Annotated in this window: 18 protein-coding genes; 9 read left to right on the top strand and 9 right to left on the bottom strand. The window is 50.7% G+C overall.

Going from position 1 to position 23,014, the window contains the following annotated elements:
• Window positions 1–26 precede the first annotated feature (26 nt).
• The 5 genes from D0C16_RS18620 to D0C16_RS18600 form a co-directional block, all read right to left on the bottom strand.
• Window positions 27–416 (bottom strand): RidA family protein, encoded by a 390-nt coding sequence (locus D0C16_RS18620; RefSeq protein WP_151033750.1) that lies wholly within the window; start codon window positions 414–416, stop codon window positions 27–29.
• A 223-nt stretch (window positions 417–639) separates the two neighbouring features.
• Entirely contained in the window at window positions 640–2,103 is a 1,464-nt protein-coding gene (locus D0C16_RS18615) for an amidohydrolase family protein (protein ID WP_225318754.1), read from the bottom strand.
• A 27-nt stretch (window positions 2,104–2,130) separates the two neighbouring features.
• Window positions 2,131–3,003: a MurR/RpiR family transcriptional regulator gene (locus tag D0C16_RS18610; RefSeq protein WP_151033749.1), complete on the bottom strand. Its 873-nt coding sequence runs from the start codon at window positions 3,001–3,003 to the stop codon at window positions 2,131–2,133.
• 100 nt (window positions 3,004–3,103) lie between these two features.
• Entirely contained in the window at window positions 3,104–4,483 is a 1,380-nt protein-coding gene (locus tag D0C16_RS18605) for a GntP family permease (protein WP_151033748.1), read from the bottom strand.
• Between the two features lie 9 nt (window positions 4,484–4,492).
• The gene (locus D0C16_RS18600; RefSeq protein WP_151033747.1) at window positions 4,493–5,800 is read right to left on the bottom strand and encodes an amino acid deaminase; all 1,308 of its coding nucleotides are present in this window, start codon (window positions 5,798–5,800) and stop codon (window positions 4,493–4,495) included.
• A 387-nt stretch (window positions 5,801–6,187) separates the two neighbouring features.
• Here D0C16_RS18600 and D0C16_RS18595 point away from each other — a divergent pair, with 387 nt between their 5' ends.
• From D0C16_RS18595 to D0C16_RS18585, 3 genes are all read left to right on the top strand, one after another.
• Window positions 6,188–7,603: a glycoside hydrolase family 19 protein gene (locus D0C16_RS18595; RefSeq protein ID WP_151033746.1), complete on the top strand. Its 1,416-nt coding sequence runs from the start codon at window positions 6,188–6,190 to the stop codon at window positions 7,601–7,603.
• Between the two features lie 192 nt (window positions 7,604–7,795).
• Window positions 7,796–8,452: a hypothetical protein gene (locus D0C16_RS18590; RefSeq protein ID WP_151033745.1), complete on the top strand. Its 657-nt coding sequence runs from the start codon at window positions 7,796–7,798 to the stop codon at window positions 8,450–8,452.
• 138 nt (window positions 8,453–8,590) lie between these two features.
• Window positions 8,591–9,499, top strand: coding sequence for a surface lipoprotein assembly modifier (locus tag D0C16_RS18585; protein ID WP_151033744.1), 909 nt, complete (start codon window positions 8,591–8,593; stop codon window positions 9,497–9,499).
• Between the two features lie 26 nt (window positions 9,500–9,525).
• Here the strand turns inward: D0C16_RS18585 and D0C16_RS18580 are convergent, their stop codons facing one another.
• Window positions 9,526–10,989 (bottom strand): S8 family serine peptidase, encoded by a 1,464-nt coding sequence (locus D0C16_RS18580; protein ID WP_151033743.1) that lies wholly within the window; start codon window positions 10,987–10,989, stop codon window positions 9,526–9,528.
• Window positions 10,990–11,184: 195 nt separating this feature from the next.
• Between D0C16_RS18580 and D0C16_RS18575 the strand changes: the two genes are divergently transcribed.
• Genes D0C16_RS18575 through D0C16_RS18565 form a run of 3 tightly spaced genes read left to right on the top strand, consistent with a single transcriptional unit; the run spans window position 11,185 to window position 12,971 of the window.
• Window positions 11,185–11,691, top strand: coding sequence for an RNA polymerase sigma factor (locus tag D0C16_RS18575; RefSeq protein ID WP_151033742.1), 507 nt, complete (start codon window positions 11,185–11,187; stop codon window positions 11,689–11,691).
• Window positions 11,692–11,712: 21 nt separating this feature from the next.
• Window positions 11,713–12,459, top strand: coding sequence for a hypothetical protein (locus D0C16_RS18570; protein ID WP_151033741.1), 747 nt, complete (start codon window positions 11,713–11,715; stop codon window positions 12,457–12,459).
• 17 nt (window positions 12,460–12,476) lie between these two features.
• Window positions 12,477–12,971 (top strand): hypothetical protein, encoded by a 495-nt coding sequence (locus D0C16_RS18565; protein WP_151033740.1) that lies wholly within the window; start codon window positions 12,477–12,479, stop codon window positions 12,969–12,971.
• 171 nt (window positions 12,972–13,142) lie between these two features.
• Here D0C16_RS18565 and D0C16_RS18560 read toward each other — a convergent pair whose 3' ends face one another.
• The 3 genes from D0C16_RS18560 to D0C16_RS18550 all read right to left on the bottom strand — a co-directional run bounded on the left by D0C16_RS18560 (window position 13,143) and on the right by D0C16_RS18550 (window position 17,371).
• Entirely contained in the window at window positions 13,143–14,024 is an 882-nt protein-coding gene (locus tag D0C16_RS18560) for an SMP-30/gluconolactonase/LRE family protein (RefSeq protein WP_151033739.1), read from the bottom strand.
• A 153-nt stretch (window positions 14,025–14,177) separates the two neighbouring features.
• Window positions 14,178–15,905 carry a bifunctional protein-serine/threonine kinase/phosphatase gene (locus tag D0C16_RS18555; RefSeq protein WP_151033738.1) on the bottom strand — a complete coding sequence of 576 codons (1,728 nt, stop codon included), beginning with the start codon at window positions 15,903–15,905 and terminating at the stop codon, window positions 14,178–14,180.
• Entirely contained in the window at window positions 15,905–17,371 is a 1,467-nt protein-coding gene (locus D0C16_RS18550) for an MFS transporter (RefSeq protein WP_151033737.1), read from the bottom strand. The genes D0C16_RS18555 and D0C16_RS18550 overlap by 1 nt, the downstream gene beginning before the upstream one ends.
• Before the next feature lie 635 nt (window positions 17,372–18,006).
• Here D0C16_RS18550 and D0C16_RS18545 point away from each other — a divergent pair.
• The 3 genes from D0C16_RS18545 (at window position 18,007) to D0C16_RS18535 (ending at window position 22,985) form a co-directional block, all read left to right on the top strand.
• Entirely contained in the window at window positions 18,007–19,482 is a 1,476-nt protein-coding gene (locus D0C16_RS18545) for an MFS transporter (RefSeq protein ID WP_151033736.1), read from the top strand.
• Window positions 19,483–19,704: 222 nt separating this feature from the next.
• Entirely contained in the window at window positions 19,705–21,423 is a 1,719-nt protein-coding gene (locus D0C16_RS18540) for a bifunctional protein-serine/threonine kinase/phosphatase (protein WP_151033735.1), read from the top strand.
• Window positions 21,424–21,572: 149 nt separating this feature from the next.
• Window positions 21,573–22,985 carry a PleD family two-component system response regulator gene (locus D0C16_RS18535; RefSeq protein WP_151033734.1) on the top strand — a complete coding sequence of 471 codons (1,413 nt, stop codon included), beginning with the start codon at window positions 21,573–21,575 and terminating at the stop codon, window positions 22,983–22,985.
• The last annotated feature ends 29 nt before the right edge of the window (window positions 22,986–23,014 follow it).

Here is a 23,014-nt window from a genome sequence, read left to right as displayed (position 1 = left end):
TAATTATTAATGTTAGTGTTTTGTGATTAAGGTTTTTTATAGGCCACGCAATCTACTTCAACTTTGCAATCCACCACCATGCTGGATACTACACAGGCGCGCGCTGGTGGGTTTGCGCCAAAATATTCCATAAATACGCGATTGAATGACATAAAATCGCGCGGGTCATCCAGCCATACACCGCAGCGCACTACGTGTTCAGGGCCGTAGCCGGCTTCGGCTAAAATGGCGAGGACATTTTTGATGGTTTGATGAGATTGCGCGACAATACCGCCATCGATGATTTCGCCGTTAACCATAGGTACCTGACCGGAAACAAATAACCAGCCATCCGCACCGGCAGCACGCGCAAAGGGCAAATGCTGCCCACCGGTTCCCTTACCACCTTCAACACCATAACGTTTTATTTCAGACATGTTTAAATCCCCCTAGCCCCCTTTTTTTAAAGGGGGAACTGAACACAACACCCCTGGCTCTTTTTCAAAGAGCGGGACTTAACACAAATCCCCCCAGCCCCCTTTTTCAAAGGGGGAGTTAACAACCAAGCACTCTATTTTTTGTGCGTGGCTCACCAAGAGGATAAAGTTTAGATCTAGCGATTTTCTAATCCCCCCTTTGAAAAAGGGGGGCTAGGGGGGATTAATAAAATCCAACCCGCAAATCACGCTGTCTTTCCAAAAATTTTCCGGCGCGCTCGCCCGTCATTTTTTTATTCTGGTAACTCAACACACCATTCACCCACACCGAGTGAATCCCTTCCGCCAATTGTTGCGGCTGTGAAAATGTGGCGGAATCTTTTACTTGTGCAGCATCAAACAAAACGAGATCTGCCGCAGCACCGACAGCGATACGGCCGCGATCTTCCAAGCCAAAACGATCAGCGGACATGCGCGTCATTTTGCGTACTGCCTCCGGCAAACTGAATAATTGCAAATCGCGACTGTAATGACCGAGCACACGCGGAAATGCGCCCCACAAACGCGGATGAGGCAACGGATCAACCGGCAAACCATCGGAACCAACCATGGTCAGCGGGTGCGCAAGAATTTTTTGCACATCCTGCTCGCTCATGCCGTGATAAACAGCGCCCGCGGGCTGTAATTTTTTCGCAGCATCCAACAAACTCATGTTCCATTCGCTGGCAATTTCGGCGAGCTTTTTTCCGCCTTGCTCTGGATGCGGTTCACTCCAGGTGATCACAATATCGAAATCGCTGGTGACCTGTTGCAAATCAAGGGTCGATGAACTGGCACTGTAGGGATAGCAATCGCAACCCACCGGGTGTTTGCTTGCAGCGCTTTCAATTTTTTGCAGCACTTCACCACTGCGCCCCCAGTTGCCCGCACCCGCACATTTCAAATGCGACACAATCACTGGGGCTTTGGCTTTTTCACCAATGTCAAAGGCTTCATCCAAAGCCGCTAAAATCTCATTAAATTCCGTGCGCAAATGGGTGGTGTAAACAGCACCAAATTCATTGAGCACTTGCGCCAAATTTTTTACTTCATCGGTCGTTGCCGAAAATGCTGACGCGTAGGCAAGACCGGACGACAAACCCAGCGCACCTTCTTGCAAGCTTTCACGCAGCTGGACACGCATCTGCGCGATTTCATCCGCGTTAGCGGCGCGATCCAATCGATCCATATGGTTATTGCGCAACGCGGTATGCCCAATCAACGCAGCAACATTGACCGCCGGTCGGGTTTTATTCACTGCCGCTTTATAGCTGGCGAAATCGGCATACTGAAAATCATCAGTGGTACCTAATAAATTCATTGGATCAGGTAATTCACTTTTTAAACTGACCGGGCTGGCACTGATGCCACAATTACCCACTATGACGGTAGTAATTCCCTGAGAGATTTTGGGTAACATCTCCGGCGCGCGAATTACCTGTAAATCATCGTGGGTATGCACATCAATAAAGCCCGGCGCGAGAATTAATCCTTGCGCATCTAACACGGCCAGGCTTTCTGCATTTTCCAGCGATCCAAGTGCGGCAATTTTTCCCGCCTGAATGGCAATGTCCGCACGCATCGGTGGCTCACCTGACCCATCGATAACCTGTGCGTTGCGAATTATCAAATCAAACTTCACTGCCATTCATCCTGCAAAATAATAATGTTGTTCTTAATCGCCTAACGGTAAACGATTGTCACCGCCGCGATATTCGTCGAGCGCAAATTTCACGCGACGCAACAATTCCTTGCTTTCGGTTTTTCGTGCTAACGCCAACTCAGTTGCCAAAATATCAATCGCCAACAACATGCCGTAGCGGGAGGCCGATGGTTTGTAAATGAAATCCGTTTCTTCAGTCACCAATGGAATGACTATGTCGGCTTTTTGTGCGAGCGGTGAGTTCTGTGCTGACAGCACAATTAACTTGGCACCGTATTCGCGTGCTATGTCCGCCACCTCCAATAACTCGGGCGTTACACCGGTAACGGATAACAGTACCAACACATCTTTTTCGGTAAGTGTGGCGGCAAACATGCGCAACAATACCGGATCATGATATGCAGTTACGGCTATACCTAAACGCGCGATGCGGAATTGCACCTCGTCGGACAACATAGTGGATGCACCACCCATACCGCCGATGTAAATCAAGCGCGCGTTATTAAGTAAATTCGCCGCGGTGCGAAAATCATTCTCCACAAAACGCGCCAAATTTGCGCGCAAAGTAGATTCAATTTCACTGCAAATTTGCGCATAAAAAGCGCTCTCTTCCAGCACCGGAAGCTCTGCTAAAAAGCGGGTTCCCACCGCGCTGGCCTGCGCCAATTTTAATTTCAAATCGCGGATATCTTCGCAGCCCACGGATTTGGCAAAGCGCGAAATAGTGGCAATGCTGACGCTAGCCTTGGTGGCCAGCTGGTCAATACTTGCACTTGCCGCGAAGGCGATATCCTCCAAAATTGCGTCAGCCACTTTTTGTTCTGTCGCTGACAGTCGATCGCGACTGGCGCGAATGTGATACACAATATCGAATAATGCTGTCATGAATGTTTCCCGTGCTAACACCCGTTTTCGTCAGTCGTATTAGCTTTTTTTCGAATTTAATTTTTTTAATTACGTTTCTTAATGTCAAACGTTTTACGTTTTAAATCACTGCCGCCAGAAGCGACACAAAACCGAAAGCAACTAGCGATATCAGCGTTTCCAGTACCGTCCAGGTTTTTAGTGTCTGGGTTACGGTCATGTTGAAATATTCTTTAATTAGCCAAAAACCACCGTCATTCACATGCGACAAAATGAGTGAGCCTGCCCCTGTGGCAATAACCAGTAATTCGGGGTGCGGATAATTGGCTGCCATGGCAATCGGCGCAACGATACCTGCCGCAGTACTCATGGCCACAGTGGCAGAACCGGTGGCTATACGCATTAACGCGGCAACCAACCAACCCATCGCCAAAGGCGTTAAGGCCATACCTGATGACACAGTAACAATTTCTTTGGCGATTCCCGCTTCCACCAAAATGCGATTGAGGCCACCGCCAGCGCCTACCAGCAAAGTAATACCCGCCGTGGGTGCTAAACATTCGTGGCTGAATTTCAAAATCGAATCGCGATTAAACCCGCGCGCCAAACCCAATGTGTAAAAGCTGACCAAGGTTGCGATCAACAGTGCTACGACCGAATTACCCACAAAGATTAAAAATCCATTGAGTCCCGTTCCCGGTTGCGCTATTTGATTCGCCCAACCGCCGAGCAACATCAACACCACTGGCAACATAATTGTCGCCAGTGTTATGCCGAACCCAGGTAATTCACGCTCCTGATCGGCGCGAATGGATTCTTGTTGGTCTTTGTTAATGAATTCACGTTCAAGGGGATTTACTGCTGGCAATTGAATGCGCGGCGCAATCCATTTTGCGAAAATAGGCCCCGCAATAATTGCGGTGGGAATTCCCACGACCAACGCATAAAAAATTGTTCGGCCAACGTTTGCCTGATACTCCCCCACCGCAATCATCGCCGCAGGATGTGGCGGAACCAATCCATGCACCACCGATAAACCTGCCACCATCGGCAAGCCCACTAATAACATCGAGGTTCCCGTACGGCGCGCGACGTTAAACGCAATCGGAATCAGCAACACAAATCCGACTTCGAAAAAAATCGGCAAGCCCACCAGGAAGGCGACAAACACCATCGCCCAATGCACATTTTTTTCGCCGAACCAGCGAATCAGTGTGCGCGCAATTTGCTCCGCACCGCCCGACTCGGCCATCATTTTTCCGAGCATGGTGCCCAGCGCAACCACCAGTGCGATATGACCCAGGGTTTTACCCACTCCCGCTTCGTAAACGAACACCACATCCTTTGCGGGAATACCCGCCATCAACCCTAAACCCAACGACACCAGCGTGAGCGTGATAAACGGATTCAGGCGGTAGCGAGCGATCAATAAAATCAGCGCGATAATGCTGATCAGCGCATACACCAATAACCAATGCCCGGGGCTAAGTAAGGCTTCCACAGTGGCCCCTTAAAAAAACGTTTCTACGGCGTCAACCACCGCGAATTTATCGTTAACCACCAGCAATTGCCGCCATTTGTCGAAGGTCAGACAGGGGTGGGAAATATCCAGCACCAGCATATCGCCCACGGCCAGATCATCGTCCGTAGCGATTTGCATAAACGCGTGCTGGTCCATCATGGCGGTCAGTTTCCACTCGGCTGGCGCAACGGCAGGCGCTGTATCGCGCCCGGGGCGGAAATGGAATGCGGGAATGGGTAGACCAGCGTCAAAGGCAGCGTCGCGCTTACCCAGACCGAGAATCGCGAGCCCAGGCTCGGGAATGGAAAGTACGTACGCCCAAAGTTGCAGGGCAGGCAGCAAACTGGTTTGCATCGCGCGCGCCACCGGGTTATTGGTGTGGATGCGTGTTTCTGCCGCTTTGTAGATGCCCACGTCATGGGTGAGGTAACAGCCGGGACGCAGGACTATGTCCAAGGGGCGCGCCATCTGGTCGCCGCTCCAGGCTTTATCAAGGCCGGCCCACTCTTCCGCCACCAGATCAAACCAGGCAGACCCAGCACCGGTCAGAATGGCTCGTTTACCCTGCAGATGACCACTGGCCTCCAGCGTCAGCAATTCACGCACCGCCAAGCGCAGGAAGTCGCGGATGGCGGCCTCCTCTTTGAGTACACCTTCGTAAACTTCAACACCACAGAGGGCGAGGGATTTTGGATATTGGGCAACAGCAACCAAGACGGCATCGCGAGTTGCAACGTCGCGCACGCCCGTGCGGCCACCGGCAACCCCCAGCTCCAGCAACAGATTCAAACGCTGGCCAGCGGCAGCAAAGAATTCGCCCAGTTGGGTAACATTGGTTGCTGAATCGACAATTACATAAAACTCAAAATCAGGGTTCTGCAGCAGGCGGGAGACAATCGCCATATTGGCTTTGCCGACCAGTTGATTAGCCATAATCACCCGGCGCACCCCAAATTCATAGGCCGCCTGCACCTGAGGCGCAGTTGCCAGGGTAATACCCCAGGCGCCCTCTTCCAACTGGCGATGGAATAACGCTGGACTCATAGTAGTTTTGCCATGAGGTGCGAGTTTCAGCCCGTAGGTACTGATAAAAGACTTCATCCATTGCAGGTTATGCTGCAAACGGCTCTCGCTCAGCACCGCCACTGGCAGACTGATGTCCTCGCGCAACAGATTCCACCCCAGCAAGCCCGCATCGGTAACCAGGGGCTGTGAAGTCAGGTCGCCGAGACCTTTACCCACTGGGCTCAGCAGTCTGCTTTCAAATCTTTTCTGTAAATTATTTTCTTTTGACATTGGGGTCAATCCAACAAAAGTCCGGCAAAAGCCGGAAAAACAAGCACTTTTGCCAAGGCTACCATCAAAAATGCGCCATGAGAAGAAAATTATTTACAGAAATATGTCATTTAAACCGATGAATGTGAAAGTTTTTTAACACCTCTGTAAAAAATTTTCACCTTTGAAAACAGCCCCTGCACAGACAAACCAGGTGGTGCGATATCGCGCCCGCGCCGAAAGTCGAACCCGGGTTCGATTTTCGGCGGGCCAGTGGCAGTTAAAGGCATCCTCAAACTGGGACTGGCAATCGCCGTTTGCTTGTTTGATGATCAGCCCGGCCGCCAACACCCCACTCCAATAACTCTGTGTGCGCCCACCCCCATCAACCCAGCGAGGACAATAACAATGAACAACTTGTCACCCCGTTATCGGCACTGGCTTAGCCTGCTTGGCGCCGGCCTGACCCTCGGCGCCCTGGCGCTTCCAACTCAGGCGGTGGTTTACCAAGCCGAGAGCTACTCCAACTTCTATGACACCACCGTCGGCAATAGCGGTGGCGCGTTTCGAAGCGATGCCGTGGATATAGAAGCCACCACCGATAGCGGTGGCGGCTACAACGTCGGCTGGATAGAAACCAATGAATGGTTGGTTTACGGTGGCCTGAGCATCCCCACGAGCGGAAGCTATATCGTCCGCATGCGCGTCGCGAGCCCCTCTGGCGCTACCGCGGCCGTCGATTTGAATGGGGGCAGCATTCCATTGGGCGACTTTGCCATTCCTGCCACCGGCGGCTGGCAAAACTGGACGACGGTAACCCGCACCCTGAACATTAATGCTGGTACCTACAACCTGGGTGTGTTTGCCAAAACCAGCGGCTGGAATTTTAACTGGATCGAAGTTGTGCCCAACGGCGGTACCAGCGGCCTTGTGACTGTCTACGAGCACTGCAATTACGGCGGATGGGCAGCGGGCTTTAACACCGGCTCCTATGACGGTAATGTGATGACCTCGCTGGGGGGGCGCAACGATGCAATTTCCTCGGTGCGCGTGGCGGCAGGCTACGAAGCAGTACTTTATGAAAACTGGGATTTCAGCGGCGCCTCTGTCGTGGTGACAGGCGATAACACCTGCCTGAGCAACTTTAACGACCGCGCCTCCTCTCTCATCGTAAGGCCCGCTACCAACAGTGGCACAGGCTTCGCGGCGATAGTTAGTGAAACCCAGTTCAACCAGATGTTCCCCGGTCGCAACAGCTTTTACACCTATGCCGGACTAGTCGCGGCGAGCAAAACCTACCCCGCCTTCGCGGGCACCGGTGACCTGGCGGCGAAAAAACGCGAAGCCGCGGCCGCGCTCGCCAACTTCTCCCACGAAACCGGCGGCTTGGTGTACGTGACTGAAATTGCCAAGGGCGAATACTGTGGCGATTGGGATGGCAACCCCGCCACTTGTCCCTGCGCGCCCGGCAAACGCTACTACGGACGCGGCCCCATCCAGCTCAGCTGGAACGGCAACTACTGCGCTGCTGGCGCGGCTTTAGGCCTTGATCTGCGCGCAAATCCGGATCTGGTTGAGCAAAACCCGACCGTGGCCTGGCAAACCGCGCTCTGGTTTTGGATGACCCAGGCCGGCGCCGGTTATCGTCCGGCTCACGATTCTATGGTCGGTGGCTTTGGCTTTGGTGAAACCATTCGCACCATCAACGGCTCGCTTGAGTGCAATGGCGGTAATCCGGCGCAAGTGCAAAGCCGCATTAACGAATACCAGCGCTTCCTGAATATTCTGGGCGCTACCGCAGGGCCGGGGAACATCGGCTGCTAACAATCAAAATACTCCACCATTATGGGCAGCCGCAGAGCAATTTGCGGCGGCTTTTTTAATGGCCAACATTATTTGACTATTCGTTTTTTTAAAAAATTTTTCCTTCTCCGGGAATAAAAATAAATCCTCATGCGTTAACAGGATACAAGCGCGGAATTTCCCGCTTGCCTATTAACCCAGAGGATTAACGCCATGAACAAAAAATTATTGATGCTTGTTATTTGTAGCCTTACCGCCAACAGCTGGGCTGCCGATATTTCACTTGCTACCCGTACCGATTCCAACAATCAACTTTCTGCTAACAATGGCCTTTCTGCCAACAATCAATTTTCTACTACCAGCCAAACCAATCCGCAAGGTGCGAGCATTGCATTGAGTGGCTCTGCACAACACCAACAAGCAGCATCAGCGACTAGCGAAGAAAATGCTCCCGCAGCGACAGATGAAGAGAAAGCCAGTAATCTAAATGCACAGACACAACAAAATATGCAATCAGTCACTGGGCAACTGAACACCAAGGTGAACCAACAACTGAATACCATTTCTGCGCTACAAGCGGATAAAACCCTGCAAGATTCGGCAAACAATCTGCTGAGCACCAGTGTTGATGGCTCTATCAGCAACGCCATTAACAACAGTCTGCAAACCGGAGTGGCCAGCGCGCTGGATGCAACTGTTAATTCAGCGATCAACTCTACCGTCAACTCAACCATTGATTCAGCGGTAAATTCCACCATCAACTCGGCGATTAATTCCACACTTGATTCAACTATCAATTCGACCATTGATAGCGCGGTGGACAGCACCATTACCACCGCACTTAACGATAGCCTCAACCTTGGCCAATAACCGTTGGCAAATAACCGTTGGCAAATAACCGATCGTCACTCACCGTGGATAACAACCATTGCAGAAGCATCGGCGCTGCGGCGCCGGTGGTTTTTATCACAACCGAAAAAAATATTTCCCCTGTGCGGAGCAAATATCATGAACACTAAATCACTCGCCCCTATTACATTTCTCAGCTGCATCATTGGCGCCGCCAATGCAACAGTTGCAAAACCGTCTACCCAATTCGAATTGGAAACGGGAGCGGAATACGATTCCAATTTATCGGTGATTGAATTGGACCAAAATTCTACCGAAGGTGATTGGTCTGCACTGGCCAATGCGCGGGTGAACAGCCAATGGCAGGCGAGCGAGAAAATCAAAGTAAAAGGCGGGTTGGGTTACAGCAACAAAACCTATCAGGATTTCCGTGAATTTGATTTATCCATCAAGCAGGCTTCTGCCGATGTTAGCTACGATTTTAGTCTGCTGGCTCTGGGCGCGAGTTATCACTACGCCGATGCCGAACTGGATGATCAAGGCTTCCTGACCCTGCAACAACGCAGCCTGTATATTTCACGTTTGATTAATCAGAAATTTTTTCTGCGCGCTGCCTTTAATAAACAAGATAAAAAATTTCCCGGCCTTAGCGCTCGCAATGCCGATAACCAGAACCTTGCCGGCGACGCATTTTACTTTTTCAATCAAGGAAAAACTTTCTTTACTCTTGGTTTGACCGGCGAAACGGAAAACGCAGGCGCCAATGAATTTGATTATGACGGAGTGAGTTTCCGCACCAGTCTTAATCACCAGTTTTCGCTAGGTAATATCAAAAATCGCGTGCAGCTGGGTTATCGCTACGAGCAGCGCGATTATTCCGCAGTGACTCCGTCGATAGAAGCCAAACGCACGGATGAACGCCGCATTACCACGCTGGAGTGGCAAATAGAAACGACGAAATGGTTAAGCCTGGTGGGCAAAGTGGAACGCGGCAATTACGATTCCAATCTGGCTGCCGCCAACTATTCTGAAACGGTGAGCTCGTTAATGCTTAAGGCCCACTTCTAACGAGCGAGGTGTTTAATGCACCTCGGTTAAGGACGACTTATTAAACCATCACCAAATATCGGGTCGCGCCCCGCCGCGCCCAAATCCAGCGCCTGCTTTTTTAGTTGGTCGATGGCGGAAATATTTTTTGTAGTACAAGCAACCGCGGCCGTTACCAGAGGCGCCGCCATAGAGGTTCCGGTTTCAGGGCCAAAATCGCCACTGCTGCGCGCGGTAAACACGGCAACACCCACGGCTGCAAAATCGATGTAATCGCCGCGATTGGCCCAGCGATAAATGCGCTGGTTTTTATCCACTGCCGTTACCGCAATTACATCCGCGTAAGCAGCGGGATAGGCAGGCAGTGCCGCCGGCCCTTCATTGCCTGCCGCCGCAACAATAGTGATGCCCGATTGAATGATTTTTTGAATCGCCAAAGCCAGGATTTTATTATCCGGCCCCGCCAAACTCATATTAATAACGCGCACTTTTTTTTCTGCTAACCAATTTAACGCGCGCACCAGGTTAACCATGGTGGCGCCCTGCGCATAGTCTGAGCGCGGGTAAAACACCGATGCAGAAAATACGGTTGCCGCAGGCAATAAGGGGATTAGTGGTTGATTCTGCCCCCCACGCATGCCCACCAAAATACCCACCACAGCGGTACCGTGAGCGCGCGGAGCTTCAAATTCAGCGCCGGCAAAATCCTGGCTTTCAATATGGCTGTTTGCAAACGCAACATGATGCGTATTTAGCGCCGTATCAATCACACCAACACTCACGGCGTGATCGCACATTGACTTGGCAACCGGCGTTATTGAAATCGCCGAGGAATGTTGTTCTTTCGCTTGAATTACCCCGTGCGGGCCGCCCCTTTGTGGGCTGTAGATGTGATTGCGATCCAGCTGCTCATGCAAATGCGCCGGCAAATGTTTTTTTAATTCAGGCAAGGAATCCAACGCAGCAGGCACACGAAAACGCACCAGTTGCAATCCCAGATCTGCAAATTGCGTCTGCTCGATAATTTCAGCATCCAGGGCCGCTAATGCGGTTAATCCGGGTTGGTCGAGCAACATCAACCATTCGCGCTCGACTGCGCGCCAGTTATCTTCCACCCGCACCTCAACAAAAGCCGTTGCACCTGCGCGATTGAGAATTGGCAGGCGAGCCGCAAGTGTATTGCCGACAGAATCCCCTGTTGCTTTGGCGAGACCTTCGGTTGATTGAACCGCACCCTCTACCGCTTGACCCAGAGTATCCGTTAGCGGATTGATGACTTGACCTGACAATTCATCCTCCGCTGTTTTGCGCACCTGCTCCTGCACATCCTCTGTTACCTGTTCCAACTCTCGCGTCACGCCATCAACCTGATTACCCAGGCGATCCAGCAACTGCGCCTGAGCGCCCTGACACCAACCGGCGAGGATCAGGCTCATACAGGTCGACGTCAACAACGTCGATTTCAACAAGGTCGATTTTAAAAGCATCGATTTCAAATGCGGGCGTTTCATAGGGCAGACTCGGTGAGGATGGGGAAATTAAACACAAAAAGTGGTTCATCTTCATTAGAAACGTTTGGCAAGCCCGAAAATTCCACTAAAAGATTTGCTCCAGACGGGAATAAAATACGTATCGGGCCGTTAACTGGATAACAGACCAAAAAATCCTAAGCCCCTGAAACTGATATTCCCGAGCAAAGAACCCCTATGCAACACGATCAACTGAAACAGGAATTAACCCGGATAGCGCCCGCACTGCGCCGTTTCGCCTATTCGCTCACCGGCTCAGCCGCCGATGCCGATGACTTGCTGCAAAATACCCTGGAGCGTTTGCTGAGCAAGGCGATTCCGGACGATGTCGAGCTCGCCAAGTGGGCCTTTCGTATCTGTCGCAACCTGTGGATTGATGAGTATCGCGCGCGCAAGGTGCGTCAAAAGAATGTGTATTCATTGGACGACACCGAAGAACCAGCCACCGACGGTGAACAGGTCATTCATGATCAAATCACCCTAACCCAAGTGGACGCTGCCATGAACCAGTTGCCCGACGAGCAGCGCACAATTATGGCGCTGGTGGCAGTACAAGGACTGTCGTACAAGGAGGTGGCCGAAACACTCGGCATTCCACAAGGCACAGTGATGAGCCGCCTGGCCCGCGCGCGCGTTGCGCTAGTGAAATTTTTAAACCCCACGGCAGACCCGGCCAGCGCGTGAGCGAACATTGAGGCAATGACAATGACAATTTCCGATGAACAACTCTCCGCCTTTCTGGATGCAGAATTACCTAAAGCCGAAATGGAATTGGTACGCCAGGGTTTAGTTGACGATGAAAATCTCGCAAATCGATTGGCCGAACTGGCGATGGTGGATGAGCAAATTGCCAGTCACTACGCACAAATAGACGCGCGCCCAATGCCGCTTGCCATTACGCAGCTTCTCGCACAAAAAACTGCGTCACCTTCAACAGAAACTGCACCAGAACCTGTGCAAGAGAACAAAGTTATTCAATTTCCATTCTGGAGAAATGTGCAGCGAGGGCTGCAGCAACACGCAGCCCTCGCTGCCAGCGTGGTACTGGCTATAGGTTTCGCTGCGGTTCAATTGCTCCCCGGCAACAACCCGGGTGCAAGCAACTGGCATGCGGTAGCGCAGGTACTGGAGCAAAATATCAGTGGCAGCGAGCAGCGGTTTGAAGATGGCAGCAGTATTAAACCGCGCCTCACATTTATCGATAACAAAGGTGACTACTGCCGGCAGTATCAGGTTATTCAACGCGAGTACAGCAGCGAAAATATTGCCTGCCGCCGCAACACCCAGTGGGAATTGGTAACCAGCCTGCCACAGAAAGCACTCGCACAAGGCGATTACCAAACTGCCAGCGGCGGTTCACCGCTAGACACAGCACTGGATGAAATGATGCAAAGCGAAGCTTTTGATACAAACGCTGAACAACAAGCCATTCATTCGCGCTGGGCGCAATAATGCACGGAGTATTGATCATGAAACCTGCACTGCTTTTTTGTTTGATCTTAATGCTGAGTGCATGTGCGACTGCACCTTACTCCCACTATCGCGCTGCACAAAAAAATGGCCCCGGCTATAAGGAAATCGCGCTGGACAGCACCAGCTACCGCGTGCAATTTACGCTGCGCGGCAACCAGCGCACTGCTACACAGAATTACGCCTTGCAACGCGCCGCCGAGTTAACGCTGGCGGCGGGTTACGATTGGTTTATCGTGAGTAAACAAAAACGTCGGTTAATATCGACACGTGAAAACTCCGCCGAGCGCACCGAAACCATAAACACCCGCCGCTGTGGTTTGCTCGGTTGCCAAACACAAACCTATCGCGCCGACAGAAACGACCCACTCGCGGAGCAGGACAACTACACGCTAGTGCTATTGGACATTCACATGGGCAGAGGCATTCGCCCGGAGAAAAATAGTTACGATGCGCAGGAAACCTGGGAGAAATTTTCGCGACGAGAAAAATAAGTTTTTAACTTCGTAGCCTGTTTGTCATTAGGGCGTGTATTTCGAAAACCCATGAAAACATCCGTACAACCCCCTCAAGTCACCCCTGACTTGAGGGTTTCGCAATACACACCCCAACGCCAAACTCACGTTGAAATAAATTAATTAAAGCCGAATGCTAAAACGGAAAATTTATTTCGCGTGCAACAACCACTCACGTCCCGGCAATTCACTGCGGAAGGTTTCTATAGCACCGCGATCCTGTAGGGTGACATAAACGGTTTTGCCATCGGCGCCGCCAAAGGCGACGTTGGTAGGTTTTTGGCCTTTGAGTTTAATGCGTTGCAGCAAGGTGCCCTGCGGCGAAACTACCGCAACTTCGCCAGCAGCGTAACGAGCGATATATAAATTGCCTGCCGAATCACAACGCATTCCATCCATACCGTGATCTTTAAATTCGATGAGCAGGCGCTTGTTGCTGACATCGCCGGTTTTGCTGTCGATATCGTATTTCCAGACTTTTCGCTGCACGCTTTCATTCACGTACAAATGTTTTTCATCGGTACTCACTTCCACACCGTTAGTGGTGCCCATATCCGCTTCCAGCAAGGTCACTGTGCCATCGGTGGCGACTTTCCACAGATTGCCGGTATTGTCTGCCCACTTGGGATCGCTCGCATAAATCACACCGGATTTGGCGATGGCGATATCATTGGGCTGATTCATCTTATCGCTGTGTGCATGCACACTAATGGCTTTGGTGTTGGGGTCGACCTTCAACACGTTGTGGGCGGAATAATCGGCCACATACATAATGCCCTTGCGATCGAAACGAATGCCATTGCCGGTACTACCTTTGGGCAATTTCACAAACAGCTGCGCGTTATCTTTTTTATCGATAATGCCGATGGTGCCTTCTTCGGCAAAATTCACGGCGTATAATTTGCCTTGTGCATCCACCGCCGGGCCTTCAACGCCCTGGGTAAATACGTTATCGGCTACGTAATCTTCGGTTTGGGCGTGACTATAGCCACTGATGGCGAGACAAACGGCCAACAACAACTTTTTATTCATAACAACCTCGTGTGCAATTTCAGAGTGTACGGCATGGCACGTCGAGAGCTAGCAGGGTGAATGGGCCAACCACTCATCGGTGGTAGCTCCTTTTGATTATGGTGCAGATACTACAGGATAGCCCTCGCATCACCAAGGGCAACGGAGGGATAATTAAAAATACAGCGCCACGCAAAACGCCACAAACAAACCGCCGGAGAGATACTGCCAAAAGCGCACCGGGTTTTTATCTTGCAGGAGTGCGCGATAGTGTTGCTTGTATTTGGGGTTGGGATGTTGCAGCTCGTGCAAAAATTCTGACACATCACCGTGGCGACGCTCCGGGTCATAGCGCAAGCCTTTGCGAATCGCACCATCGACCCAAAAGGGCACCAGTGGATTGAGTTCGTAGGTGGAGGTGTAACGGGTATTTAAATAGGCGCGCTCGCTGCGACAGGAACCGAGCTTGCCATCGAAGGGCGGCTTGCCCGTGAGCATTTCAAACACAATCACCGCGAGCGAAAACAAGTCAGATTTTTCATCGCTCTTACCATGCAAAATAGTTTCCGGTGGCGAATACTCTGCAGTTCCTAAAATGCGTTCGCGCGCAATAGGCGAACTGATTTCAACAATGCCCTGCACTAAGCAGGAACCAAAATCGATAATTTTAATTTCGCCGTTGCGATCCACCATAATGTTGGCCGGGCGCAAATCCTGATGCAAGGTTTCGCGGCGATGAAACGCGCGCAGGCCTTTACTGATCTGTTCAACTTTATAAATGACGTCTTGCACCGAAGGCTGCGGATTTTCTTTAATCCACTGATTCAGGGTAATGCCATCCACATACTCCATTAAATAATAGAGACAGCTTTTGGTTTTATTCGCCGCAATAACCTTCACTACATGGGAATTGTGGATGCGGCTACCGATCCAGGCCTCCAAAATAAAGCGTTCAATATAGGCGGGGTCATCGACAAAGTTGATCGATGGCGTTTTCATGCAATACATTTGATTGGTTTCAATGTCTTTTACCAGATACACCTGGCTGCGACTGCTCGCGTGCAGTTCTTTTTCCACGCGATAGCCATCAACCACCATACCCGGATTCAAATGCGGCGGGAATGGCAGTGCGCTGAGTTTTTGGCAGGCGTCATCGACATTTTGTTTAGGTAACGAATCCACCCGCAACACCTGACAACTGATATTGTCATCGCTATTATTGGCAGCGGCCAGCGCCACGATGTGTTGCGCCAGAGCTTCATAATCATCACCTGCCGATTGCAGTGCGCGGGCAAGTTGCTCGTCACTGACAAAATCGTGCACGCCATCGGTGCTGAGCAAATAAATATCATTTTCTTCAACGTCAATGGTTTTGCAATCCACATCAAGCGAAACATCCAACCCCATGGCGCGCACTAAATAGGATTGCTCGGCGCTAATGATGGTGCGATGGTCGCGCGTGAGCTGTTCGAATTTGCCGTTGCGCAAGCGATAGATACGCGAATCGCCCACATGAAAAATGTGTGCGCTTTGGGATTTAAAAATAATACTGCTGAGGGTACTGACGTAACCTTTTTGCGCCTCTCGAAAATGTTGCCCACGCGAATAGAGCCAACGATTTAAAGCGACCAATACCTGGGTGGTAGATTTTTTTACCGTCCAGGTATCGGGCGTGGAAAAATAATCGGCAAGGAAATTGCGCACGCAAGTTTCGCTTGCCTCTTTCCCCGCTTCAGCGGCGCTGACACCGTCGGCGATAATCGCTACCGCACCTTTGGTATCCAGCAACATACCTTCGGGAATACGAATCCCGATCGCGTCTTCATTTTGTGCTTTCACCCCAGCGGACGAAAATTGCCCGACAGTGAAACTCAAATTGCTGTTCAGGTGCCATTCGTTCATCAGTGCATTTCCACCATTTGCACTCGGCCATCCGGTAGCACTTCAAACATTTTGGTCGCCGGCTCATCGAGCAGCATTGCCGCCATGGCCGTAACTGCAATGCTTGCGGCAATGGTCAGGAAAAATACCGGCGTGCTCACAAATGAAAATACCGTGAGAAATACCACAGCGCCTATATTGCCGTAAGCGCCTACTATGCCCGCGATTTGGCCGGTGAGGCTGCGGCGAATTAAAGGCACTACTGCAAATACACAGCCCGCCGCTGAGCCCAGAAAGAACGAGCTACACATCATGGCACCGACCGCGAACGCAATCGGCCAATCTTTGGTGATACTGGACATTACAAAAAATCCGATTGCCGCGCCGATCAGTAAAATCACCAGCGATTTTTTGCGGCCAAATTTATCGCTGATCCAGCCACCGGATGGACAGGAGGCAATATCCACGGCGGCGAAGCAAGCACCGAACACCCCGGCCAACGCCACGGGAATTGCAAAGGTATTTTGGAAAAACATCGGCAGCATGGACACTACCGCCAGTTCAGAACCAAAGGTCACCGCATAGGCGAGACTTAAAATCGCCACCTGCTTGAATTTATATTGCTGCAACTTATCAACCGGCTTGCTAAACAACTGTTGGTTCAAGCTATAAATTTTGCGGCACTGTAATAAAAAGATCGCCACTAGCACAGCATCTATCACGTACATAGTGGTTGCGGTAATTAAACCGAGTGTATTCACTTTCCACGCGAGCAGCGCAAGTGCGCCGTACATAGGAATATTCACCAGCAGGTACAAGACAAAATCTTTTTTGCTGGTCACTTCCAATCCGCCCGATTTATTCGGCTTGAAATAGGTGGACCCCGCAGGAGTATCGGTCACCGAAAAATAATAAATAAAGGCATACACGAAGGCGATTAAACCGGTCAGGCCCGTGGCATAGCGCCAGCCATCATCCCCACCCACGAGCAGTGCAATGGTCGGCAGGCTGATTGCAGCAGCGGCCGAGCCGATATTGCCCAGGCCTTTATAAATTCCTTCCGCCAACCCCATTTGGCGTGCAGGAAACCACTCACTAATCATGCGAATGCCAATCACAAAACCCGCGCCCACAAAACCCAATAAAAAACGCGCGAGTGCCAGAGTTTCAAAGCTGGTAGCGAGCGAGAAAAATAAACACAGGAAGCCGGTGACGATTAACAGCAAGGAATAAACGTTGCGCGGGCCAAAAGAGTCCACCAGCATGCCCACAACAATCCGCGCGGGAATAGTCAGGGCAACGTTGAGAATCAGCAGGGTTTTGATTTGCTGTTCGGTTAAGCCAAAGGTACTTTGGATTGCAAGCAATAAGGGCGCATGGTTAAACCACACGATAAAGGTAATAAAGAAGGCGACCCAGGTCAGGTGCAGGATCCTTGTTTTACCCACAAACGAAAACACATTCAGTTTTGCACTATTTTCACTCATCACCAGAGCCTCACTGTTAACTTATGAGGCGCAAACAGCAATATCCAAGCCACAACAGCGAACCCTGTTATCTTTACTCACATTTTTTATGCACCAGATTAAAACTTCGGCAAAAAAGGCACAGGAAAGCACACCAATCGAGCACCATGCACCATTACACTCACCCAAAAAAGCGCAAATTCGAACACCAAGCTCGCACACTTTTGGTTATCTTCTTTGCGGAAACCCCTGAAAATACCGGAGTTTATCGGCAGGAGATATGCTAGCCCTGCGCACAACTGCTTCATCAACTGGCAAGACACTGATCATCTATTCTCAACGACACACTTTTGCTCGCCAAAACGGGGCAGAGCTGTTATCAGCACCACAACTGCACCATTCGGAATCAAATATTGATTTTCAGGCGTTTATTTGGCGCACACCAAATAACTATTTCTGCACCCAAATACACCTGCTGGTTAGAAGAGCGCGTTTTTAGCGCACCAATTACGTCATTCCACGCATTGACTAAAAGCTTGGCATAGCCGTTGCAGAACCCCTGCCAGAAGCCATCGAGCTTCCTACTGCAGAGCGGCCCCCTGTGTTATCGCGGTGCATCCTCTGCTGATGCTGAATAATTTGCCGGAACCCATGCCATGAGCTCACATCGTTTAAACCTGCTGGATTTCTCCAACAAATCCGTCGCAACCTTGCACTTCACCTGGTTTGCGTTTTTTCTTACCTTTGTTATGTGGTTCAGCTTGCCACCGCTCAAGCCGCTGATCACCGCCTCTTTCAATATGACGCCACAACAATGGGCGGCACTGTTAACCCTGAACGTAGCGCTAACCATTCCCGCACGAATTGTAGTGGGCAGCTTGGTGGATAAATTTGGTCCACGTGCAATTTATTCAGTGTTGTTGATTCTCTCGGGTGCGGTGTTAATCGCTTTTGCTACCGCACAAACCTACGAGCAATTGGCGCTGTTCCGCTTCCTGTTAGGTTTTGTAGGCGCTGGCTTCGTTATTGGAATCCGTTTAGTGAGCGAGTGGTTCCCGGCGCGTCAGGTTGGCCTGGCAGAAGGTGTTTACGGTGGCTGGGGTAACTTCGGTGCCGCTGCTGCAGGTTTCACCCTTCCATTTTTAGCGATCCACGTTTTTGGCGGCGTTGATGGCTGGCGCTATGCGATGATCACCGCCGCAATTATTGCGATGGTTTACGGTGTGGCTTTCTATTTGACCGTGCGTAATACCCCGAAAGGTTCTACTTATTTCAAACCAAAAAAATCCGGCGGTTTGGAAGTAACCAGCAAAAAAGATTTCGTGTTCTACGTCATGATGAACGTGCCTATGTACCTGATCCTAGCGGTACTTGCGTGGAAAATGTCGCCCACCAATTTAGGGCTGCTGAGTCAAGCAACCACTTACATACTTTATGTCGTGCTGATCGGTTTGTTTGCTTTCCAATTCTCGCAAATTTATCGCGTGAACAAAGACATGTTGAAAAACGGTGCCGCTGAACACGACAAATACGAATTCAAGCAAGTGGCGATTTTAAGCTGGGCTTACCTTGCGACCTTCGGTTCTGAAATTGCCGTGGTATCAGTATTGCCAGCCTTCTTTATGACGACATTCACTGGTCTGAGCGTCACCCAGGCAGCGATGCTCGGCGGTTCCTTCGCGTTTATGAACCTGGTGGCACGCCCCGGTGGCGGTTGGGTGAGCGATAAATTCGGTCGCCGTTTCAGCATGACCTTGATTCTGGCCGGTGTAACTGCTGGTTATTTGCTGTTGTCACAAATCAATGCCAGCTGGCCGCTGTACGTTGCCTTTGCGGCAGTATTTGTTTGCTCGTTGTTTGTACAAGCCGGTTGCGGTGCGGTATTCGCGGTAGTGCCACTGATCAAACGTCGTATGACCGGCCAAATCGCTGGCCTTGCCGGTGCTTACGGCAACACCGGTGCGCTGTTTTTCCTGACCATGAATACCTTTATCGATATTCAATCATTCTTCTACATGCTCGCAGGCGCCGCAGCGATTGGACTGGTGTTTGTACAGTTCCTGAAAGAACCTAAAGGCCATGTGGTAGAAGTGAATGAAGATGGCTCTTTGCACAAAATTGAAGTAAGTTAATTACGAAAGCGCAATAGTGAACCCTGGGGGCGTGATTTATCACGCCCTTTGCTTTTTCCGAATACAGTTTTTATCGGGCGAATAAATTAGGGCGCAATAAATATCAGGGCGCAATAAATTGCGCCCCTACATGGTGTGATATCCGCAGGGGTGTGATTTATCACGCCCAATAAATTGCGCCCCTACATTTTTTAAAAAACCTTCTTGTAAAAGACAAAAAATATGGATCACCTGCAATCAGTTCTGCATATTTCCTTTGCACAAAAAAGCGAAGCTGGACGCAAGCCAGAGAATCAGGACACTGTAGGTGCTCGCATTCCCGAAGGTAATTTACTCACCACCAAAGGCATAGCAGTTGCCATTGCCGATGGCGTTAGTAGCAGCAAGGCTGCGCGTGAAGCCAGTCAAACCGCTATTGCGGGTTTTCTCAGCGACTACTACGCCACACCAGATACCTGGCGCACACAACAATCCGCCGTGCGTGTTATCCAAAGTTTAAATTCCAGCTTGTGGGGACGCAGCCAAAACTCTATTTACGGCGAAGGCTACCTCACGACATTTTCTGCGCTGATATTAAAAGGTGACACCGCTTTTATTTTTCACGTAGGCGACACCCGCGTTTATCGTTTGCGCGATAACAACCTCGAGCTGCTTACGCGCGACCACACTCAGCGCATAGACAAACACACCACACATTTAAGCCGTGCAATGGGCGCGGATCCCTATTTAGAAGTGGATATGCATAGCTTCGAATTGCAGCGCGGGGATATTTTTATTTTATCCAGCGATGGCATTCATGAAGCTATTCCGGCACAAGAATTCAAAAACCTGATTCTTAGCCAGCGCGAAAATCTGGATGACTTAGTGAACCAGGCATTACCCCTCGCGTTGCATCACAACAGCGAAGACAATTTAAGTATTCAGGCTTTGCGCGTAGAAAATTTAGGCACTGCCGGGCAGGATGACGCCGTGCAAGTGCTGTCGCGCCTGCCTTTTCCACCCGTGTTGTCTCCGGGGCAAAACCTTGATGGTTTGCGCATCAAAAAAATTATGCACGAATCAACCCGCAGCCAGGTTTACCTGGTCGAAGATGAAAAAAATCATTTGCTGGTGATGAAAACGCCGTCCGAACTTTATCAGGACGATAAAGCCTTTATTGAGCGCTTTGTGATGGAAGCCTGGATAGGTGCACGCATTCACAGCCCGGCAGTAGTGCGGGTCATTCCCGCGTCGGAAGCGCGCTCTTGTTTGTATTACCTCACCGAATATATTCCCGGCCCTACGCTCACGCAATTGCTAAAAGAGCGCGGCATTTTATCTATCCTGGATGCGGTTGAACTCACCGAAGGTTTAATTCGCGGCATTCGCGCCTTCCATCGTAAAGAAACACTTCACCAGGATCTGAAACCAGACAATATAGTTATTAGCGGCAAGGGCCCGATGATTGTCGATTTTGGCTCTTGCTGGGTCGCCGGTGTGCAAGAAGCAGGCACACCGTTTACGCGCGATAATATCCTGGGCACGCTCGATTACTCCGCACCCGAATATCGCTATGGCGGCAGCGCCAGCGAAGCCTCGGATCAATTTTCACTGGCAGTGCTGCTCTATGAAATGCTGACCGGCAAACTGCCTTACGGCAGTGCTTACAGCAAAGCCATGGACCTAAAAAGCTTCCAAAACCTCAGTTACATCTCCGCGATGAAGCACAACCCGCTGGTGCCCTACTGGCTGGACAAAGCGTTGGAAAAAGCCCTCAGCATCAACCCCGCGCATCGCTATGAAGCCCTGAGCGAATGGTTACAGGATTTAAAACGCCCCAACCCCAACTGGCTTAGCCCGCGCGCGCAACCCTTGATGGAAACTCACCCGGACAAGGTGTGGAAATTCCTCGCTATTACCGGCTGGATTGCGGCAGCGATCGCATTTCTTTCACGCCATTAAAAAAATCCGCTAAATCCCTGACCGGGTTGTGATTTGGGTTGCCCATTGGCACCCAATTCTTTGCTATCCTTTTGAACAAATAACAATCACATCCAAACAATCACCGAAAAAGTATTCGCTACCCATAATACCGACTACGGAACCTGACCATGGCTAACAAGCGCGCCCTGATTGTTGACGATTCGACAACTGCCCAATATCGCCTAAAAAAAATGCTGCGCCGCTATCCGCTGGATATTGACGTCGCCGACACCGGTGAAGCTGCACTGCGCTATCTCGCCCACCATGTACCCGATGTGATTTTTATGGATCACACCATGCCGGGAATGGATGGCTTTCGTGCGCTGCAAATTATTAAATCCCACCCGGAAACCGCGATGGTGCCGGTCATCATGTACACCGCCCAAAGCGGCGATGTTTACACCGGGCAAGCACGCGCACTCGGCGCATTGGATGTGGTCAGCAAAGACACCATCAACGCGACAGATTTATCCAAAGTGATGGAGACCATCCACATTTATCCCGGTGAACGACAAGAAACCACGCACGAACAAATAGAAAGCGCCGAATTAATTGCCGCTGCCAACAAGGTAACGGACATCAACAACCATCGCATCGAGCGCCGCACACCCAGCCCGGTTGCATTGGAGCAAGCGCGCAATCTGGAATTGCGCCTCAGCCATATGGAGCACACGCTCGAAGATAACCGCCGTTTTATCACCTCACGCGTAGTACGCGAGCTGCAAGGCCTGCGTAAAACTATTCGCGACGAACTCAACGACATTTTGCAAAATCAACCGCAGCCAGCTCCCCAAGCGTTACCAAGCCCCGATCCTGCGCCAGAACCAAAACAAAATGGCGGCTGGTCGGTGACCAGTAAATTATTATCCTTTGCCGCGCTGCTGGTAATCGCCTATTTCCTGGTACAAATTAGCCAGCAACTCAACCAAAGCTCGCAAGTACAGGAGCAACTGGGCAAACAACTGCAAGATGTCACCAGCAAAATAAATAAAGAGCCGGAATTAATTTCCCCGGCATTGCAAAATGCCGGTATCGGCCCGCAACCTGCACTCACCACTAACAACAACGATTTTATTGGCGACCTCGCCTGGACGTTTAATCAAAACGGCGCGCTGACTTTTAAACAAAATACCATTGATCCAAAACCCGTCTTGCGCTTGCACGAACTGCTGCATCGCATTGCCAGCAACGGTTTTAAAGGTACCGCCCAAGTGACTATTTTTGTGGGCAACTTTTGTGTAGCCATCGACAACATGGGCACTGCACAACTCGCCAAACCGGATGCCACCCTGGGTGACTGCATGCTTTCCAGCGAAATTTATATGCTGGAGCGAGTGATGGATGAATACATGCGCGAAACCAATATGATTCTCAGCAACTTAACGCGCACGCCCAACTCGACACTGCAATTACAAATCGGCACCGCCGAAGGCCCGGACACCTACCCCGAACGCATCCCCACCGTCAGCGCCCGCGACTGGAATACCATCGCGCAAAACAATAACCGGATTGAGCTAACGCTGATTCCGGATGAGCAATAACACCAGCGCACATTAAAAAGCCAGCTCTC

Source organism: Cellvibrio sp. KY-GH-1 (assembly GCF_008806975.1).
In the GTDB taxonomy this organism is placed as follows: domain Bacteria; phylum Pseudomonadota; class Gammaproteobacteria; order Pseudomonadales; family Cellvibrionaceae; genus Cellvibrio.
This window is presented reverse-complemented; position numbering and strand designations above follow the sequence as displayed.

Bases quoted from the DNA above. Each gene is read 5' to 3' on its own strand.
- D0C16_RS18620 (WP_151033750.1), bottom strand. From the start codon at position 416: ATGTCTGAAATAAAACGTTATGGTGTTGAAGGTGGTAAGGGAACCGGT.
- D0C16_RS18615 (WP_225318754.1), bottom strand. From the start codon at position 2,103: ATGGCAGTGAAGTTTGATTTGATAATTCGCAACGCACAGGTTATCGAT.
- D0C16_RS18610 (WP_151033749.1), bottom strand. From the start codon at position 3,003: ATGACAGCATTATTCGATATTGTGTATCACATTCGCGCCAGTCGCGAT.
- D0C16_RS18600 (WP_151033747.1), bottom strand. From the start codon at position 5,800: ATGTCAAAAGAAAATAATTTACAGAAAAGATTTGAAAGCAGACTGCTG.
- D0C16_RS18595 (WP_151033746.1), top strand. From the start codon at position 6,188: ATGAACAACTTGTCACCCCGTTATCGGCACTGGCTTAGCCTGCTTGGC.
- D0C16_RS18590 (WP_151033745.1), top strand. From the start codon at position 7,796: ATGAACAAAAAATTATTGATGCTTGTTATTTGTAGCCTTACCGCCAAC.
- D0C16_RS18585 (WP_151033744.1), top strand. From the start codon at position 8,591: ATGAACACTAAATCACTCGCCCCTATTACATTTCTCAGCTGCATCATT.
- D0C16_RS18580 (WP_151033743.1), bottom strand. From the start codon at position 10,989: ATGAAACGCCCGCATTTGAAATCGATGCTTTTAAAATCGACCTTGTTG.
- D0C16_RS18575 (WP_151033742.1), top strand. From the start codon at position 11,185: ATGCAACACGATCAACTGAAACAGGAATTAACCCGGATAGCGCCCGCA.
- D0C16_RS18570 (WP_151033741.1), top strand. From the start codon at position 11,713: ATGACAATTTCCGATGAACAACTCTCCGCCTTTCTGGATGCAGAATTA.
- D0C16_RS18565 (WP_151033740.1), top strand. From the start codon at position 12,477: ATGAAACCTGCACTGCTTTTTTGTTTGATCTTAATGCTGAGTGCATGT.
- D0C16_RS18560 (WP_151033739.1), bottom strand. From the start codon at position 14,024: ATGAATAAAAAGTTGTTGTTGGCCGTTTGTCTCGCCATCAGTGGCTAT.
- D0C16_RS18555 (WP_151033738.1), bottom strand. From the start codon at position 15,905: ATGAACGAATGGCACCTGAACAGCAATTTGAGTTTCACTGTCGGGCAA.
- D0C16_RS18550 (WP_151033737.1), bottom strand. From the start codon at position 17,371: ATGAGTGAAAATAGTGCAAAACTGAATGTGTTTTCGTTTGTGGGTAAA.
- D0C16_RS18545 (WP_151033736.1), top strand. From the start codon at position 18,007: ATGAGCTCACATCGTTTAAACCTGCTGGATTTCTCCAACAAATCCGTC.
- D0C16_RS18540 (WP_151033735.1), top strand. From the start codon at position 19,705: ATGGATCACCTGCAATCAGTTCTGCATATTTCCTTTGCACAAAAAAGC.
- D0C16_RS18535 (WP_151033734.1), top strand. From the start codon at position 21,573: ATGGCTAACAAGCGCGCCCTGATTGTTGACGATTCGACAACTGCCCAA.